Below are 14,864 nucleotides of genomic sequence, written 5' to 3'. Positions count from 1 at the left end.
CGGCGCCACGTCGTTGGTGACCATCACGTTCAGCGAGGCGGTCAGCGGTTTCAGCAACGCCGACCTGACCGTCGCCGATGGCACGTTGAGCAACGTGAGCAGTGCCGACGGGGGTATCACCTGGACCGCCATCCTGACACCTGTCGCTGGTGTGACGCATGCTGCAGCCGTCATCACGCTGAACAACACCGGAGTCGATGACCTTGCGGGTAACAGTGGCGCGGGTATCACCCAGTCGAATGCCTACAGCGTCGATACCCAGGCGCCGACCGCCAGCATTGTGCTTGCCAACCCGACGTTGGCCATTGGCCAAACCTCGTTGGTGACCATTACGTTCAGTGAGGCGGTCAGCGGTTTTGACAACAACGACTTGAGCGTCCCTAACGGCACACTGTCGGCGGTGAGCAGTGTGGACGGCGGTATCACCTGGACCGCGACCTTCACCCCGACCAGCAACATTCATGACACCACCAACCTGATCACCCTGAACAACACGGGCGTCACCGACCTGGCCAACAACGCCGGCACAGGTGTCACCCTTTCGGGCAATTTCAGCATTGATACAGTGCGGCCGACGGCGAACATCGTGGTCGACCACAGCGCACTCAAGCAGGGTGAAACGGCTCAAGTCACCATCACCTTCTCCGAGGCGGTCAACGGTTTCACCACTGCCGATCTGAGCGTGGCCAATGGCACCCTGAGCAACCTGGCATCCAGTGATGGCGGTATGACCTGGACGGCGACGTTGACGCCAACGGCCAACATCACCGACACCAGCAACCTGATCACCCTCGACAACAGTGGCGTGCAGAACGCTTCAGGCAACGCGGGCAGCGGCACCACCGATTCCAACAACTACGCCATCGACACCCAGCGTCCCACCGCGACTATTTCCGTGGCCGACAGCGCCCTGAGCATCGGGCAAACCACCACGGTGACCATCGCCTTCAGTGAAGCCGTGACGGGCTTCGACCTCTCGCAGCTGAGTGTGGCCAATGGCGTGCTGTCCAACCTGGCGAGCCAGGACGGCGGCAAAACCTGGACCGCCACCCTGACGCCGACGGCCGCTATCACCGACGCAACCAACCTGATCGTGCTGGATGCCAGCCAGGTCAACGACGCCGCCGGTAACGCCGGCAGCGGTATTGCGATCTCCAATAACTACGCGATCGATGGCGAACGCCCCACTGCGACCATCAGTATTGCCAACCCGAGCCTGACCGTCGGCCAGACCACTGTCGTGACGTTCACCTTCAGCGAGAAAGTCAGTGGCTTCAGCCTGGATGACCTGAGTGTGGCCAACGGCGCCTTGTCCAACCTGGCGACCAGCGACGGCGGCAAGACCTGGACGGCGACACTGACGCCAACGGCCAATCTCAACGATCCGAGCAACTTCATTACCCTCGACAACCGCCTGGTGAGTGACCTTTCGGGCAACGTGGGCAGTGGTTTTGCCAACTCCAATAACTACACGATCAATACCGTGGCATTGACTGGCGACCCACTGTTCCGCGTCACCAACCCGGCACCGCCTCAAGGCGCACCGAACGCGCCGTTGCAGCCGAGCGTGTTTGGTGCGCCGCTGGGCAACCTCGGCTCACCTATCGGCTTCCCGCCGTTGTTCGAGCAACGTCAGCTGGGTGCAGGCTTGCCCCCGGTCGGCAGCATCTTTATCCACAACGGCGCGCTGGCACCCAGCTATATCGCCCAGGTGTTCGGCACCGATGGTGCCGGCGACGGCAGTGCCAACGGTTTCCTGGGTTTTGGTGGCGGCGATGGTGGGGTATTCGGCTCAAGCACCTTGTCGAGCCTGTTCAGCCATGAAACCCACGGCGATGACAGCACCCTCAAAGCGTTCGACAGCAAACCGATCAACGGCCAGGGCGACCCGGCCCAGGGGCTGCGCGGCGTGTTTGGCGCGCCGAGCCTCGGCCAGCAATTGCAGCAGCTCAAAGACACAGAACAGCGCCAGGTGACGGACCTGGCGCACGCACTGCAACAAGTCGGCATCAGCGAAATGCAGGCTTGAACATACTTAACTCCAGGCGCAGTAACAGGGGCAGTCCAAGGATGAAAACAAGTCATAAGTTGTTCGGCGCCAGCCTGCTGGCGTTGGCGATCAGCGGTTGTGCAGTCACCAGTGAACCGATTGAACGCAGTGTCAGTGAGCAGCGAGCCCGTAGCGATCTGCAAGGCATGTACAAAGGCCAGGAGCCGCTGAATGGCCCGCTTACCCTGCACCAGGCCATGGCCCGTGCGGTTAAATACAACCTCGAAGGCCGCTTGAAGGTGATGGAAGAGGCGCTGGCCAAACGCCAATCCGACCTCTCCAGCTTCGACATGCTGCCACGCATGGCCTTGTCCGCAGGCTATGCCGGGCGCAACAACACCAACGCCTCCAGCAGCCAGAGTGTGCGCACCGGCACCCAATCCCTGGAGCCGTCGACGTCCCAGGACCGCGACCGCCGCGTAGCCGACCTGACCATGGTGTGGAACGTGCTCGACTTTGGCGTCAGCTACATCAGCGCCAAGCAGCAGGGCGACCAGCGCCTGATCATCCAGGAGCGTCGGCGCAAGGTGATCAACACCATCGTGCAGGATGTGCGCTCGGCCTATTGGCGCGCGGTAGCGGCCGAACGCTTGCTGACCCAGATCGACAGCCTGATGGCACGGGTCGACCAGGCCCAGACCAACAGCCAGAGCATGAGCGAACAGCGTATCGGCGACCCGGTGCAGGCGCTGGGTTACCAGCGCTCGCTGATCGAAGCCACGCGCCAGTTGCAGGAGCAGCGCCGCGCGTTGTCGCTGGCCAAGACCGAACTGGCGACGCTGATCAACCTGCCCATGGGCAGCGAGCTCAAGCTGGCCACACCGGATGACTACAGCGTGCCGCAGTTGAAGGTCAACCTGGCCAGCCTGGAACAGGAAGCCCTGGCCAACCGCCCGGAACTGCGTGAGCAGGACTACCAGACCCGTATCAGCGCCGCCGAAACCCGCAAAGCCATGCTGCGCCTGCTGCCGGGCCTGGAGTTTTCAGCCGGGGGGCATTACGACAGCAACTCGTTCCTGACCGACAACCGCTGGGCTGACTACGGCGCCAAGGTCACCTGGAATCTGTTCAACGTGATCTCCGCACCTGCCGCCATCGATGTGGCCAAGGCCGGTGAGGAAGTCGCCACCGCACGACGCCAGGCCATGTCCATCGCGGTGCTGGCGCAGATCTACGTGGCCAATGCCAACTATCAGGACGCGGTACGCCAGTTCAAGACCAACGAACAGTTGGCCAACATTGATGGGCAAATCCTCACCCAGCTGCGCAACCGACATGAGGCCGCAGGGCTCGGCGAACTTGACCTGATCCAGGGCGAACTCAACACCTTGCAGGCGGACCTGCGTCGCGACCTGGCCTACGCTGACCTGCGCAACGCCTACGGCCAGATCTTCGCCAGTGCCGGGCTTGACCCGCTGCCTGAGCAGCTGGACTCCGACCGCGTGCAAACCATCGCTACGGCACTGGCCAGCCGTGAGTCAGCCTGGGCTGCGGGCAACATCACGACGCCGGTGCCGCGTGCCGTCGCCCAGTAACCTGGTGGCGCCGACGGCGAGCATCACGCGCCGTCAACGCGAGGCGCGCAATGGGCATCGCGGTGTGGCGATCTTGCTCACCGGCCTGCCGGCGTCGGGTAAGTCCACCCTGGCCCAGGGCCTGCAAGCGGCGCTGTTCGAACAAGGCAAACAAAGCCTGGTGCTCGACGGCGACGCCTTGCGCGGTGGCCTCAACCAAGACCTGGGCTTTGCCGACAGCGACCGTCTGGAAAACATCCGCCGCGCCAGCGAACTCGCGGCGCTGCTGGTGGACAACGGGCAAATCGTGATCCTTGCGATGATCGCGCCTCTGGCCGAACTGCGTGCGGTGTTTGCCGAACGCCTGGCTGCCGACTACCGGGAAGTCTGGTGCAGCGCCTCGCTGGCGGTGTGCGAAGGGCGTGACCCCAAAGGGCATTACGCCCGTGCACGGCGTGGGGAGTTGCCAGGGTTTACCGGGGTTGGCTCGCCGTACGAACAACCGTTGCACGCCTCGTTGGTATTGGATACCGGCGTGCTGTCGGCGCAACAGTGCGTCGAGCGGCTGTTGGCGTGGCTTGCGCCTGAACTAGACTCTGGGGAATCGTCTTTTTAGGAGGCTCCCATGGAATCGCCAGTGCATAGCTTGCCGTCACTGTTCAAACAACTTGGGCTACCGGATGACCCGGTGAGTATCGAGAAATTCGTGGCGGTGCATTCGCCGCTCAAGCGCGACCAGAGACTGGAAGATGCGTTTTTCTGGACCGACAACCAGAAGCAATTTCTGCGCAGCGAAATTCTGGATGACGCGGATTGGGCCGAGGTGGTGGATGAATTGAATCTTCTGCTGCACGGCGGAAGAGGGGTGCAAAAAACTTAGCAAAAACGTGAAAAGTTGAAAAAATCTGATGTGGGTTGAAAAAAACTGGCCTGTAATCGTGTAAGTGAACTTTTTCTGAGGTTGATAGCTGTCTTTGCTGCGTTATGGCTATTTCGGCGCAGCGATAATCCAGGCCGCCACCCATCCGCAAATTTGTATCAAAACTTGACGATGTTCGAATGATCCACCATATTGATAGTTAGCAAACTAACAGTATGCGAACTATCCAGTGTCCCAAGCCCTCGAACAACTCCAGATGAACCTCAGCAGCAGCATGGTGGTGGGCGCCCGTAATTGGCGCAAAATCTGCCAGACCACGCTGGTGAGCTATGGCATCTCCGAAGCCTGCGCCGTGCCGCTGTTGATGATCGGCCGCCTGGGTGACGGTGTGCATCAGGTCAAAGTCGCCCAGGCCTCCGGTATGGAAAGCCCGTCGCTGGTGCGCCTGCTCGACCAGCTGTGCAGCGGCGGCTATGTGTGCCGCACCGAGGACATTCACGACCGTCGCGCCAAGGCGTTGAGCCTCACCGAGCGTGGCCGTGAGTTGGTGGAAGCCGTGGAAGCGCAACTGGTCCGCCTGCGCCATGACGTACTGGCCGATATTCCCCACAGTGACTTGGAAGCCGCGCTGCGAGTGCTGCGGGCCTTTGAGGCGGCGTCGCTTTGAACGGATTTTTTACCGGCATGCCGCCGGCCCGCGATTGGTTCTACGGGGTACGTACGTTCGCGGCATCGATGATCGCGCTGTATATCGCCATGCTCATGCAAATGCCGCGTCCGTATTGGGCGATGGCCACGGTGTATATCGTCTCCAGCCCGTTTGTCGGCCCCACCAGCTCCAAAGCCTTGTACCGCGCCATCGGCACCTTGATGGGGGCCGCGGCGGCCGTGTTTTTTGTGCCGATGTTCGTGCAGTCGCCCTATGTGCTGGTGGTGGTGATTGCGCTCTGGACGGGCATTTTGCTGTTCCTGTCCATGCACCTGCGTACCGCGAATAACTATGCGTTGATGCTCGCCGGCTACACCTTGCCGCTGATCGCCTTGCCGGTCGTGGATAACCCGCTGGCGGTGTGGGACGTGGCTGAGGCGCGTACCGAAGAAATCTTCCTCGGTATCGCCGTGGCGGCGGTGGTGGGCGCGATGTTCTGGCCGCGTCGCCTGATGCCGGTGTTCGATGGTTCGGTGGCCAAGTGGTTTGCCGACGCCCAGGTCTATAGCCAGCGTTTTCTGACACGCAACGTGGATCCCGAACAGATCAGTACTTTGCGCAGCGGTATGGTTGCCACCTTCAACACCCTTGAATTGATGATCGGCCAGCTGCCCCACGAAGGCGCGCGGCCGCAGACGGTGCGTAACACCAAGGAGCTGCGTGGGCGCATGATCCACCTGCTGCCGGTGGTGGATGCCCTGGATGACGCGCTGTATGCCATCGAACATCGCGCCCCGGAGTTTCTCGAGCGCCTTACGCCTGTGCTTGAATCGGCCCGCCAATGGCTGGAAACCACCCAGCAAAGCGCGCCCATGGAAAGCTGGCGCGCCCTGCGTGATCAGATCGACGCTCAGCAACCCCAGGGTGACGCGCTGGATGACCGGCACTCGTTGTTGTTCTCCAACGCCCTGTATCGTTTGGCCGAGTGGGTCGACCTGTGGCAGGACTGCCGCAGCCTGCAAGCCGCCATCCAGTGCGAAAGCCAGGAGTCCTGGCGCGCCGTGTACCGCCACTGGCGCCTGGGCCGGCTCACGCCGTTTCTCGACCGTGGCCTGATGTTCTACTCGGCGTTCTCCACCGTCAGCGCGATCATTGTCGCTTCGGTGCTGTGGATCTTGCTGGGCTGGACCGACGGCGGCAGCGCGGTGATTCTGGCCGCCGTGGCGTGCAGCTTTTTCGCCTCGATGGACGACCCGGCGCCGCAGATCTACCGGTTCTTTTTCTGGACCGCGATGTCGGTGCTGTTCGCCAGCCTCTATCTGTTTCTGGTACTGCCCAACCTGCACGATTTCCCGATGCTGGTGCTGGCGTTTGCCGTGCCATTCATCTGCATCGGCACGCTCACGGTGCAGCCGCGTTTCTACCTGGGCATGTTGTTGACGCTGGTGAACACCTCGTCGTTCATCAGCATCCAGGGCGCCTATGATGCGGACTTCCTCAACTTCGCCAACGTCAACCTGGCCGGGCCCGTGGGCCTGCTGTTCGCCTTTGTGTGGACGCTGATCGCACGGCCCTTCGGCGCCGAACTGGCGGCCAAGCGCCTGACCCGTTTCAGCTGGCGCGACATCGTCAGCCTGACCGAGCCTGCGACCCTGGCCGAACACCGGCACATGGCCGTGCAAATGCTCGACCGCCTGATGCAGCACTTGCCGCGCCTGGCCCTGATCAACCAGGACACCGGCACCGCTCTGCGCGATTTGCGCGTGGCCCTCAACCTGCTCGACCTGTTGGCCTACGCGCCGCGTGTCTATGGCGTACCCCGGGTGTTGCTCAACCAGGTGGTGGAAGGCGTGGGCGGTTACTTCAAGGCCTGCCTGAAGGCCGGTGAACGCTTGCCCGCGCCCGGCGGTCTGCTGATGACCCTGGACCGCACGCGCCGCGCCCTCAACGGCCAGGGCCTGCAGGATGAAGACGACACCCGCTTGCATCTGCTGCATGCACTGGCCGGCTTGCGCCTGTCGTTGCTGCCCGGCGTGGAATTTATTGGGGGCAGCGAAATGCAAGCGCCGTTGCCTGATGGAGCGCCTTTATGATCGGTGATCTGGATATCAGCGGGGTGTTCCTGCCCACGCTACTGGTGCTGATGGGCATTACCTATGGGTTGTTCCTGGTGGTGCACGGGCTGTTGAACCGTGTCCACTTTTATCGCCTGGTCTGGCACCGGGCATTGTTCAATGTGGGGCTCTACGCGCTGTTGCTGGGCGCCGTGGACTCACTCAGTCGATACCTGATGACATGAAAAAACCTTTTTTGACCATCGGCCGTGTAGTCCTGACGCTGTTGATCGTATCGTTTGCGGTCGTCGTTGTGTGGCGCATGGTCATGTACTACATGTTTGCACCCTGGACGCGTGACGGGCATATCCGTGCCGACATCGTGCAGATCGCTCCGGACGTGTCCGGGCTGATCCAGCAAGTCGACGTGCGCGACAACCAACTGGTGACCAAGGGCCAGGTGCTGTTCGCTGTCGACCAGGACCGTTTCAAGCTGGCTCTGCGCCAGGCCCAGGCGGCCGTGGCCGACCGCCAGGAAACCCTGGCCCAGGCCCAGCGCGAGTACAAACGTAACCGCGGCCTGGGCAACCTGGTGCCGAGCGAGCAACTGGAGGAAAGCCAGTCCCGCGTCGCCCGCGCCCAATCGGCCCTGGCCGAAGCTCAAGTGACCGTGGACGCGGCCCAGCTCAACCTCGACCGCTCGGTGATCCGCAGCCCGGTCGACGGCTACGTCAACGACCGGGCACCACGTACCCAGGAGTTCGTGACCGCCGGGCGCCCGGTGCTGTCGGTGGTGGACAGCAATTCCTTCCACATCGATGGCTATTTCGAAGAGACCAAGCTCGATGGCATCCACGTCGGCATGGGCGTGGATATCCGCGTGATTGGCGACAACGCCCGTCTGCGCGGGCACGTGCAGAGCATTGTTGCCGGGATCGAGGACCGCGACCGCAGCAGCGGCTCCAACCTGCTGCCCAACGTCAACCCGGCGTTCAGCTGGGTGCGCCTGGCCCAGCGAATTCCGGTGCGGATTGCCTTTGATGACGTACCGGCGGATTTCCGCATGATCGCCGGGCGTACGGCCACGGTGTCGATCATCGGTGACAAACCTCAAGACGGAGCCAAGCCATGAAGCAGCTTCTGGCAACCGCTGCGTTGGGGGTGCTGCTGTCGGCCTGCCAAGCGGTAGGCCCGGATTACAAGCTGCCGGAACAATCGGCCGTCAACCGTAGCGACCTGCAAGGACCGCTCGCGGGAGAGGGGCACAACGTGGTGTCGGCGCCGGTGCCGGCCGACTGGTGGAAACTCTACAAAGACCCGCGCCTGGATGAGCTGGTGCGCCAGGCCATGGCCTCCAACACCGACTTGCGGGTGGCTGCCGCCAACCTGCAGCGTGCTCGCTACCAGACCCAGGAGGCTGAATCCGCCGGTGGCTGGAATGCCGGGGTCAAGGCCGAGGCACAGCGCTTGCAGGAGTCCGGCGAGGCGTTTCTGCTCCCGGAAAAAGTCCCGGTGTCGAACATCGGCAGCGTCGGTATCACCACCTCGTATCAGTTTGATCTGTTCGGCACTCTGCAACGCGGCATCGAAAGCGCCCAAGCCAGCGCCGACGCGGCCCAAGCCGCCGCCGATATCGCACGCATTACCCTGGTGGCCGACGTGGTGCGTTCCTACACCCAGGTCTGTGCCGCCAACGAAGAGCTGGCGATTGCCAACGAATCTCTCGACCTGCAGGGCCAAAGTACCCAGCTGACCCAGCGCCTGCGCGACGCCGGGCGTGGCGATGAAACCCAGGTGACCCGTTCGCAGACCCAATACAAATCCCTGCGCGCCGACATGCCGCGCTATACCGCAGCGCGGCAGGCGGGCTTGTTCCGCTTGTCGATGTTGCTGGCCAAGCCGGTGGATCAATTGCCGGCCGGCACCGCCACGTGCGCCGAGCTGCCGCACATCGCCCAGTTGCTCCCGGTGGGCGACGGCGCCGCGCTGCTCAAGCGTCGCCCGGATGTCCGCCAGGCCGAACGCCAATTGGCCGCCGCCACCGCACGGATCGGCGTGGCCACCGGCGCGCTGTACCCGGACATCAGCATCGGTGCCACCGTGGGCACCGTGGGTATTCTGGATGACCTGGGCACGGCGCCCACCAACCGCTGGGGCTTTGGCCCGCTGATCAGTTGGACGGTACCGACCAACGGCGCGCGGGCGCGCATTCACGAGGCCGAAGCCGCCACCCAGGGCGCTCTTGCGCACTTTGACGGTGTGGTGCTTAACGCCATCCGCGAAACCCAGACCGGCCTGGCGCAATACACGGCGCAGTTGCAACGCCGCGACGCGTTGGCCGATGCCGGCGCGTCGGCCAAGGTGGCTTCGGAGCAGACACACCGCTTCTTCCAGGCCGGTCGTGCATCGTTCCTCGCGGACCTGCAAGCCACCCGTACCTACACCGACGTGCGGGCACAACTGGCGGCGGCGAACACTCAGGTTGCCATGAGCCAGATCGACCTGTTCCTGGCCTTGGGCGGTGGTTGGGAAAGCGGACGAACGCAAGCGGCGCCAGCCAGCAAACCCTGAGCAAATAGCTATGCTTTGACAGGCGGGCCCCCGTGGTTTTCCAACCAGGGGCGTCCGCGGCTCACTGCTCGCGTTTGCTCATGGGGATTCCAATAATGAAAAACCCTTATGCTCCCGCTTTCTGGTGCGTGCTCTTCGCGCTGGTGCTGTTATCGGCTGCCTATTTCTACGGTGTCATGCTCGCGCATCAACTCGACAAGGCCATGGTGTTCCTCGACAGCGCCTGCCTGGTGATCGGCACGTTGTCCATCGGCGTGGTGGCCTGGGCGTCGTACCAAGGCCAACGGGTGAAGCGAAAACTGCTCGAACAGGGTAAGACCCGCGTGGCGATCTGGGACACCAAAGTCGCCCTGCGCCGCGTCGAAACCGTGTTCGACCGCTATTTCTGGGGCAGCTACTGGCAGCCTGGGCGCACCTTCCAGGAAGTCATGGGCGAACTCACCGGCACGCCCCTGGAAAAAAGCCTCGAAGCCCTGAAAAAACAGTGCGTGGTCCTCGACCGGCAGGTCGCCGACGGCAGGCATTGGCTGAAGAACGCCCGGGAACTATCGGACGTGGCCAACCAGATGGCCCGCGAGCGCTACCAGTTGGACTTCTGTGATCCCAAGGTCGACACCCCGGGAAATGCTGTGATCCACCGTGAATTCGAGGTGCTGGTCTACACCTGGACGGCGCGCCTGAAGAGCTTTGATCACCAACTCGATGAGATCGATATGGAGTACTCCTGAACCAAGTGCGGACTTGATCGCTCTGAGAAAACTGGGCCGTGCGCGGCCGCCAGTGCTAATCTTCCCCCGTTTTCGGCGGGCTTGAGCCAACCCCTGCGGGGTTCAAGGAAGACAGCCCACTTCTCACAGGATTTGATCAGGTCACTTCATGAATAAGCCAGCCGTTGTTTTCTTGGGTCTTGTTGTCGCGATCGGTGCCGTCAGTGCAGGCGGTGCCTGGTACACCGGTAAGCAATTGGAGCCGGTGCTGCAAACCGCGATCCAGAACGCCAACAAGGAACTGCAGACCGCCATGGCCGGCGTCGACGGCAACGTGAGCCTGGAGCTGGTGTCGCTGGAGCGCGGCGTGTTCAGCAGCACCGCGCACTACCGCCTCAAGGGGCAGGGCACGGTATTCGGCCAGGACAACCCGAACCCCGAGTTGCTGTTCGTTGACCATATCGAACACGGCCCCCTGCCGTTCTCGCGCCTGGTCACGCTGAAGTGGCTGCCGGTCATGGCGACCAGTCACTACGCTCTGGAAAAGAACGCCACCACTGAAAAATGGTTCGCTGCCAGCAAAGACGTGTCGCCGCTCAAAGGCGTGGCCAATATCGGCTACAGCCGTTCGGTCAGCGGTAACCTCGAGTTGCTGCCACTGGAGATCAAGGACGACAAGTCCTCGGTGAGTTTCTCCGGTGCCAACCTGGACTTCGACAGCACCGCCGAAGGCCAGAAGGTCAAGGCCAACGGCTACATGAACAGCCTCAAGGTCAGCGCCATCGACGGCAATGGCGAGCCGTTCGAAGCCGAGCTGGCCGGCCTGACCGTGGCCAGCAACCTGCAAAAGTCCACCTTCGGCTTCTACACCGGGCAAAACACGGTTGAGTTGACCGACACCAAAGTCACCTTCGGCCCGCAGAAAGCCGTGCTGACCCTCAAGGGCTTCGAGCAGAAAGACACCAGCGAAACCAAGGACAACAACCTGGCCGGCCGTGTCGACTACAAAATCGACGAGATCGGTTACCAGGGCAAACCTGTTGGTTCGGCAGCCATGGCCCTGAGTATGAAGAACGTCGATATCCCGGCGATGCTGGTGCTGACCAAGCTCTACCAGGACAAGATGCAGCCGGTGCAAGCCGCCGCCGCTGCCGGCCAGCCAGTGCCTGAACTGCAATTGACCGAAGCCGAACAGACCCTGGCTGAAACCAACGTCAACCAGGTGCTGGCCGCCAAGCCACAACTGGCGGTGGAAAACCTGTCACTGAAAACCACCCACGGCGAAAGCAAATTCAACCTGGTCGTGGACCTGGCCAAACCGGCCTCCATGGAGCTGCCGCCGGTTGAACTGGGCAAGCAGATGGTGGCCTTGCTGGATGCCAACCTGACCCTCTCCAAGCCGATGGTGGCGGACGTGGCGGCGTTGCAGGCCCAGGTGGGCGGTGTCACTGACCCGCAAACCATCGAACAGCAATCGCAGATGACGGCCGAAACGGTCAGTGGCGTGGCCGTTGGGTCTCAGTTGGCGACCCTGGTCGGTAGCGACGTAGTCTCCAAGCTGCATTACGCCAACAATGAAGTGACCTTCAACGGCCAGAAGATGACCGTCGAGCAATTCATCGGCTTTGTCATGGCTAAATTCGGCACCGTCAACCGCGCTCAATAACCTTACAGGTTGCGAGCACGGTCAAAAAAATGTGGGAGGGGGCTTGCTCCCGATAGCGGTAGCTCAGCCAGTGCATTGGTGACTGGAGGACCGCTATCGGGAGCAAGCCCCCTCCCACCTGCACGGCTAATTCTGAACAATTGTTCCTGCCAGGTCTTTTCCTTACATTTCTGATGGATAGTTCCTACAGGAAAGCTAGGTCGGGTCACTAGACGCCGACACCCTGATGCAAACCGCTCAGGACCACCTATCGTTGTAGCTTTCCGTGTGTAAGGAAGCTCACGACATGCTGCGAAACCTCCCTCTCAGTGCGCCAGGCCGTCTACGTCTGCTTATCGGCGCCGCTTTGTGCAGCCAGTTGCTCATCCCCGCCTGCGCATTGGCCGATCCGGCCTACGATGCGCTGATCATCCAAGCGCGTAACGGCAACTTCACGCCCGCCCTGACCCAACTGCGCCAACTGCCCGTCGAGCGACAGACGCCGGGGCAGATCAGCGATCACCTGGTCATCGCCGGCTGGGCCGGGCAAGACGCCGAAGTGCTGAAGGTGTACGAAGCCCAAGGCAAACATCGCAACCTGACGACCCAGGCACTGGCCACGGTGGCCCGTACTTATCGCAACCAGAAGCAGTGGCCGCAGGCCCTGGCGGTCTACCAGCAGGCGCTGCTGCGCGAGCCGAATAATGTCGACCTGAAACTGGGCCAGGCCCTGACCCAGGCCGACGCCGGCCAGACCAACGAAGCGCTGTTGCGCACCCGTGCGCTGGTGGCCGCCAAGCCGGATGACGCCAACCGGCGCATGGCCTTGGGCTACGCGCTGACCCGCGCCGGCCTGAACTACGATGCCCTGAATGAGTTCGACAAGGCATTCGTGCTCGCCGGCGACAAGCCTGAGGTGATCCGCGAATACATGGTTGCCCTGCAAAGGGCCCGCTTGCCGGAACCGGCGTTGCGTCTGTCGGCCAAGCATCCGGGGGTGCTGGATGCGGTGACCCAGCGCCGCCTGGAAGGTGATCTCGCCGCCGAGCGCGTGCGGATGGCCGAGTTCGCCACGCGCAGCGAGAAAGAGCGTTATGTGATCGCCGACCGTGCCCTCAACGATTACGACCAACTGCTGGCCCGTTGGACGCCGGACGCCAGTGCCCATGACGATGTGGTGGGCTGGCGCATCGACCGCCTGGGAGCCCTCAAGGCGCGGGCACGCACCGCCGAGGTGATCCGCGAGTACCAAACCCTGCAAGGCGAGGGCGTGCAATTGCCGACGTACGCCATCCGTTGGGTCGCCGCCGCTTACCTCGACCAGCGCCAGCCGGAAAAAGCCGAGCCGCTGTACCGCCAGGCACTGGCTGCGCCGGATGCCGACCCGGCCGACCGTGTCGAAGACAGCACCGCGCTGTTCTACGCCCTGGTGGAAAGTGACAAAGCCCTGGAGGCCCGCGACGTCGCCAACAACCTGGCCAAGAGCCAGAACCCCCGCCAGGAACTCAAAGGCTTGCCCATCGGCAACCCCAACGACAACTGGATGGACGCGCAACAACTGGCCGCCCAGGCCAGCACCTTCACCGGCAACCTGCCGGACAGCGAAGCCGGCCTTGAAGCACTGGTGCAAAAAGCCCCCGGCAACGTCAGCCTGCAGCTGGCCCAAGCCAATATGTACCGTGCCCGCGATTGGCCGCGCCGCGCCGAGGCGGCGCTCAAGGAAACCGAAGCCCAGGCGCCGCGAGATATCGGCTTGGAAGTGTCCCAGGCCTATACCGCCATGGACCTGCAAGAGTGGCGGCAAATGGATGCGCTGACCGACGACGTGCTGGCGCGCAACCCGGACAACCGCCAGGTACAGCGCCTTGACCGTCTGCGTAATGTGCACCACATGGCCGAGCTGCGCGTGGAAGCCTACACCGGCAAAAGCTACGGCGGCGGCAATAATGGCGACGTTGGCGCCGTGAGCGGCAGCCGCGACTGGGGTATTGAAAGCGTGATCTACACGCCGCCCATCGATGAAGATTGGCGCCTGTTCGCAGGGGCCGGCTACGCCACTGCCGACTTCAGCGAAGGCACCGGCCAGCACCGTTGGCAACGTGTCGGCGTGGAGCGGCGTACCCGCGACATGACCCTGCAAGCCGAGGTGTCCAACCACTCCTACGGCTTTGGTTCCAAACAAGGCGCGAGCGTGTCGATTGCTCGCGACATCAACGACAACTGGCAATACGGCGGCAGCCTTGGCTACCTCCTGGCCACGACGCCGCTGCGGGCGTTGAATGCCGACATCACCGCCAATGGCGGCAGCGGTTTCATCCGCTGGCGTGCCAACGAAAGCCGTGAGTGGAAGCTGGCTGTGAGCCCGTCCCATTTCAGTGACGGCAACGACCGTCTCGAAGCCTTGCTCACGGGCCGCGAGGGCCTCTACAGCTCGCCCCATGTGCAAGTCGACCTGGGCCTGGAAGTCGGCGCCAGCCATAACACCAAGAGCGACACGGTGTACTTCAACCCCAAGTCGGACTTCACCGTGTTGCCCACGGTCACGGTCAATCATGTGCTCTACCACCGCTATGAAACCCAGTGGAGCCAGCAATTCCAGGTCGGTGTCGGTACCTACAGCCAGCGCGATTATTCCACCGGCGGTATCGGTTTGATCGGCTACGGCCAGCGCCTGCTCTGGAACGATGTGCTGGAGGTCGGCGCCAACCTGAGCCTGATCAGCCGCCCTTACGACGGCGACCGAGAACGCGATCTGCGTCTGCTCGTCGACCTCACTTACCGATTCTAGAAAGAG

At 62.6% G+C, this 14,864-nt stretch carries 12 protein-coding genes; all 12 read left to right on the top strand.

The features are described 5' to 3' along the window. Positions 1–2,029 (top strand): Ig-like domain-containing protein (locus tag ACQRBV_RS08370; protein WP_427877916.1); only part of this gene is annotated, 2,029 nt, incomplete at its 5' end. Positions 2,030–2,070: 41 nt separating this feature from the next. After that, positions 2,071–3,585 (top strand): TolC family protein, encoded by a 1,515-nt coding sequence (locus ACQRBV_RS08365; protein WP_090367642.1) that lies wholly within the window; start codon positions 2,071–2,073, stop codon positions 3,583–3,585. After that, entirely contained in the window at positions 3,569–4,180 is a 612-nt protein-coding gene (cysC, locus tag ACQRBV_RS08360) for an adenylyl-sulfate kinase (RefSeq protein WP_161547579.1), read from the top strand. The genes ACQRBV_RS08365 and cysC overlap by 17 nt, the downstream gene beginning before the upstream one ends. A gap of 9 nt (positions 4,181–4,189) precedes the next feature. Further along, entirely contained in the window at positions 4,190–4,444 is a 255-nt protein-coding gene (locus tag ACQRBV_RS08355) for a DUF2789 domain-containing protein (RefSeq protein ID WP_161547582.1), read from the top strand. Between the two features lie 256 nt (positions 4,445–4,700). Continuing rightward, positions 4,701–5,111, top strand: coding sequence for a MarR family winged helix-turn-helix transcriptional regulator (locus ACQRBV_RS08350; protein ID WP_060755495.1), 411 nt, complete (start codon positions 4,701–4,703; stop codon positions 5,109–5,111). Then, on the top strand, positions 5,108–7,186 hold the full coding sequence (locus tag ACQRBV_RS08345; RefSeq protein WP_411985723.1) for an FUSC family protein: 2,079 nt from the start codon (positions 5,108–5,110) through the stop codon (positions 7,184–7,186). The genes ACQRBV_RS08350 and ACQRBV_RS08345 overlap by 4 nt, the downstream gene beginning before the upstream one ends. Then, entirely contained in the window at positions 7,183–7,392 is a 210-nt protein-coding gene (locus ACQRBV_RS08340; protein ID WP_060755497.1) for a DUF1656 domain-containing protein, read from the top strand. Before ACQRBV_RS08345 ends, ACQRBV_RS08340 begins: the two co-directional genes overlap by 4 nt. Beyond that, positions 7,389–8,279 carry an efflux RND transporter periplasmic adaptor subunit gene (locus ACQRBV_RS08335; protein ID WP_060755498.1) on the top strand — a complete coding sequence of 297 codons (891 nt, stop codon included), beginning with the start codon at positions 7,389–7,391 and terminating at the stop codon, positions 8,277–8,279. Before ACQRBV_RS08340 ends, ACQRBV_RS08335 begins: the two co-directional genes overlap by 4 nt. Then, entirely contained in the window at positions 8,276–9,718 is a 1,443-nt protein-coding gene (locus tag ACQRBV_RS08330; protein WP_198762854.1) for an efflux transporter outer membrane subunit, read from the top strand. The genes ACQRBV_RS08335 and ACQRBV_RS08330 overlap by 4 nt, the downstream gene beginning before the upstream one ends. Positions 9,719–9,813: 95 nt before the next feature. Then, positions 9,814–10,446 (top strand): hypothetical protein, encoded by a 633-nt coding sequence (locus ACQRBV_RS08325; protein WP_060755500.1) that lies wholly within the window; start codon positions 9,814–9,816, stop codon positions 10,444–10,446. Between the two features lie 148 nt (positions 10,447–10,594). After that, positions 10,595–12,091 (top strand): YdgA family protein, encoded by a 1,497-nt coding sequence (locus tag ACQRBV_RS08320; RefSeq protein ID WP_161547590.1) that lies wholly within the window; start codon positions 10,595–10,597, stop codon positions 12,089–12,091. A gap of 286 nt (positions 12,092–12,377) precedes the next feature. After that, positions 12,378–14,858 carry a poly-beta-1,6 N-acetyl-D-glucosamine export porin PgaA gene (pgaA, locus tag ACQRBV_RS08315; protein ID WP_411985722.1) on the top strand — a complete coding sequence of 827 codons (2,481 nt, stop codon included), beginning with the start codon at positions 12,378–12,380 and terminating at the stop codon, positions 14,856–14,858. The last annotated feature ends 6 nt before the right edge of the window (positions 14,859–14,864 follow it).

The sequence above is a fragment of the Pseudomonas sp. R11F genome (assembly GCF_050312575.1).
Classification (GTDB): domain Bacteria; phylum Pseudomonadota; class Gammaproteobacteria; order Pseudomonadales; family Pseudomonadaceae; genus Aquipseudomonas; species Aquipseudomonas palleroniana.
The sequence above is the reverse complement of the archived record's forward strand: the minus strand, read 5'-3'. Positions and strand labels throughout refer to the sequence as shown.

What these genes read in the sequence shown, in the direction of transcription:
- ACQRBV_RS08365 (WP_090367642.1), top strand. Translation starts at nt 2,071, where the DNA reads ATGAAAACAAGTCATAAGTTGTTCGGCGCCAGCCTGCTGGCGTTGGCG.
- ACQRBV_RS08355 (WP_161547582.1), top strand. Translation starts at nt 4,190, where the DNA reads ATGGAATCGCCAGTGCATAGCTTGCCGTCACTGTTCAAACAACTTGGG.
- ACQRBV_RS08350 (WP_060755495.1), top strand. Translation starts at nt 4,701, where the DNA reads ATGAACCTCAGCAGCAGCATGGTGGTGGGCGCCCGTAATTGGCGCAAA.
- ACQRBV_RS08340 (WP_060755497.1), top strand. Translation starts at nt 7,183, where the DNA reads ATGATCGGTGATCTGGATATCAGCGGGGTGTTCCTGCCCACGCTACTG.
- ACQRBV_RS08335 (WP_060755498.1), top strand. Translation starts at nt 7,389, where the DNA reads ATGAAAAAACCTTTTTTGACCATCGGCCGTGTAGTCCTGACGCTGTTG.
- ACQRBV_RS08330 (WP_198762854.1), top strand. Translation starts at nt 8,276, where the DNA reads ATGAAGCAGCTTCTGGCAACCGCTGCGTTGGGGGTGCTGCTGTCGGCC.
- ACQRBV_RS08325 (WP_060755500.1), top strand. Translation starts at nt 9,814, where the DNA reads ATGAAAAACCCTTATGCTCCCGCTTTCTGGTGCGTGCTCTTCGCGCTG.
- ACQRBV_RS08320 (WP_161547590.1), top strand. Translation starts at nt 10,595, where the DNA reads ATGAATAAGCCAGCCGTTGTTTTCTTGGGTCTTGTTGTCGCGATCGGT.
- pgaA (WP_411985722.1), top strand. Translation starts at nt 12,378, where the DNA reads ATGCTGCGAAACCTCCCTCTCAGTGCGCCAGGCCGTCTACGTCTGCTT.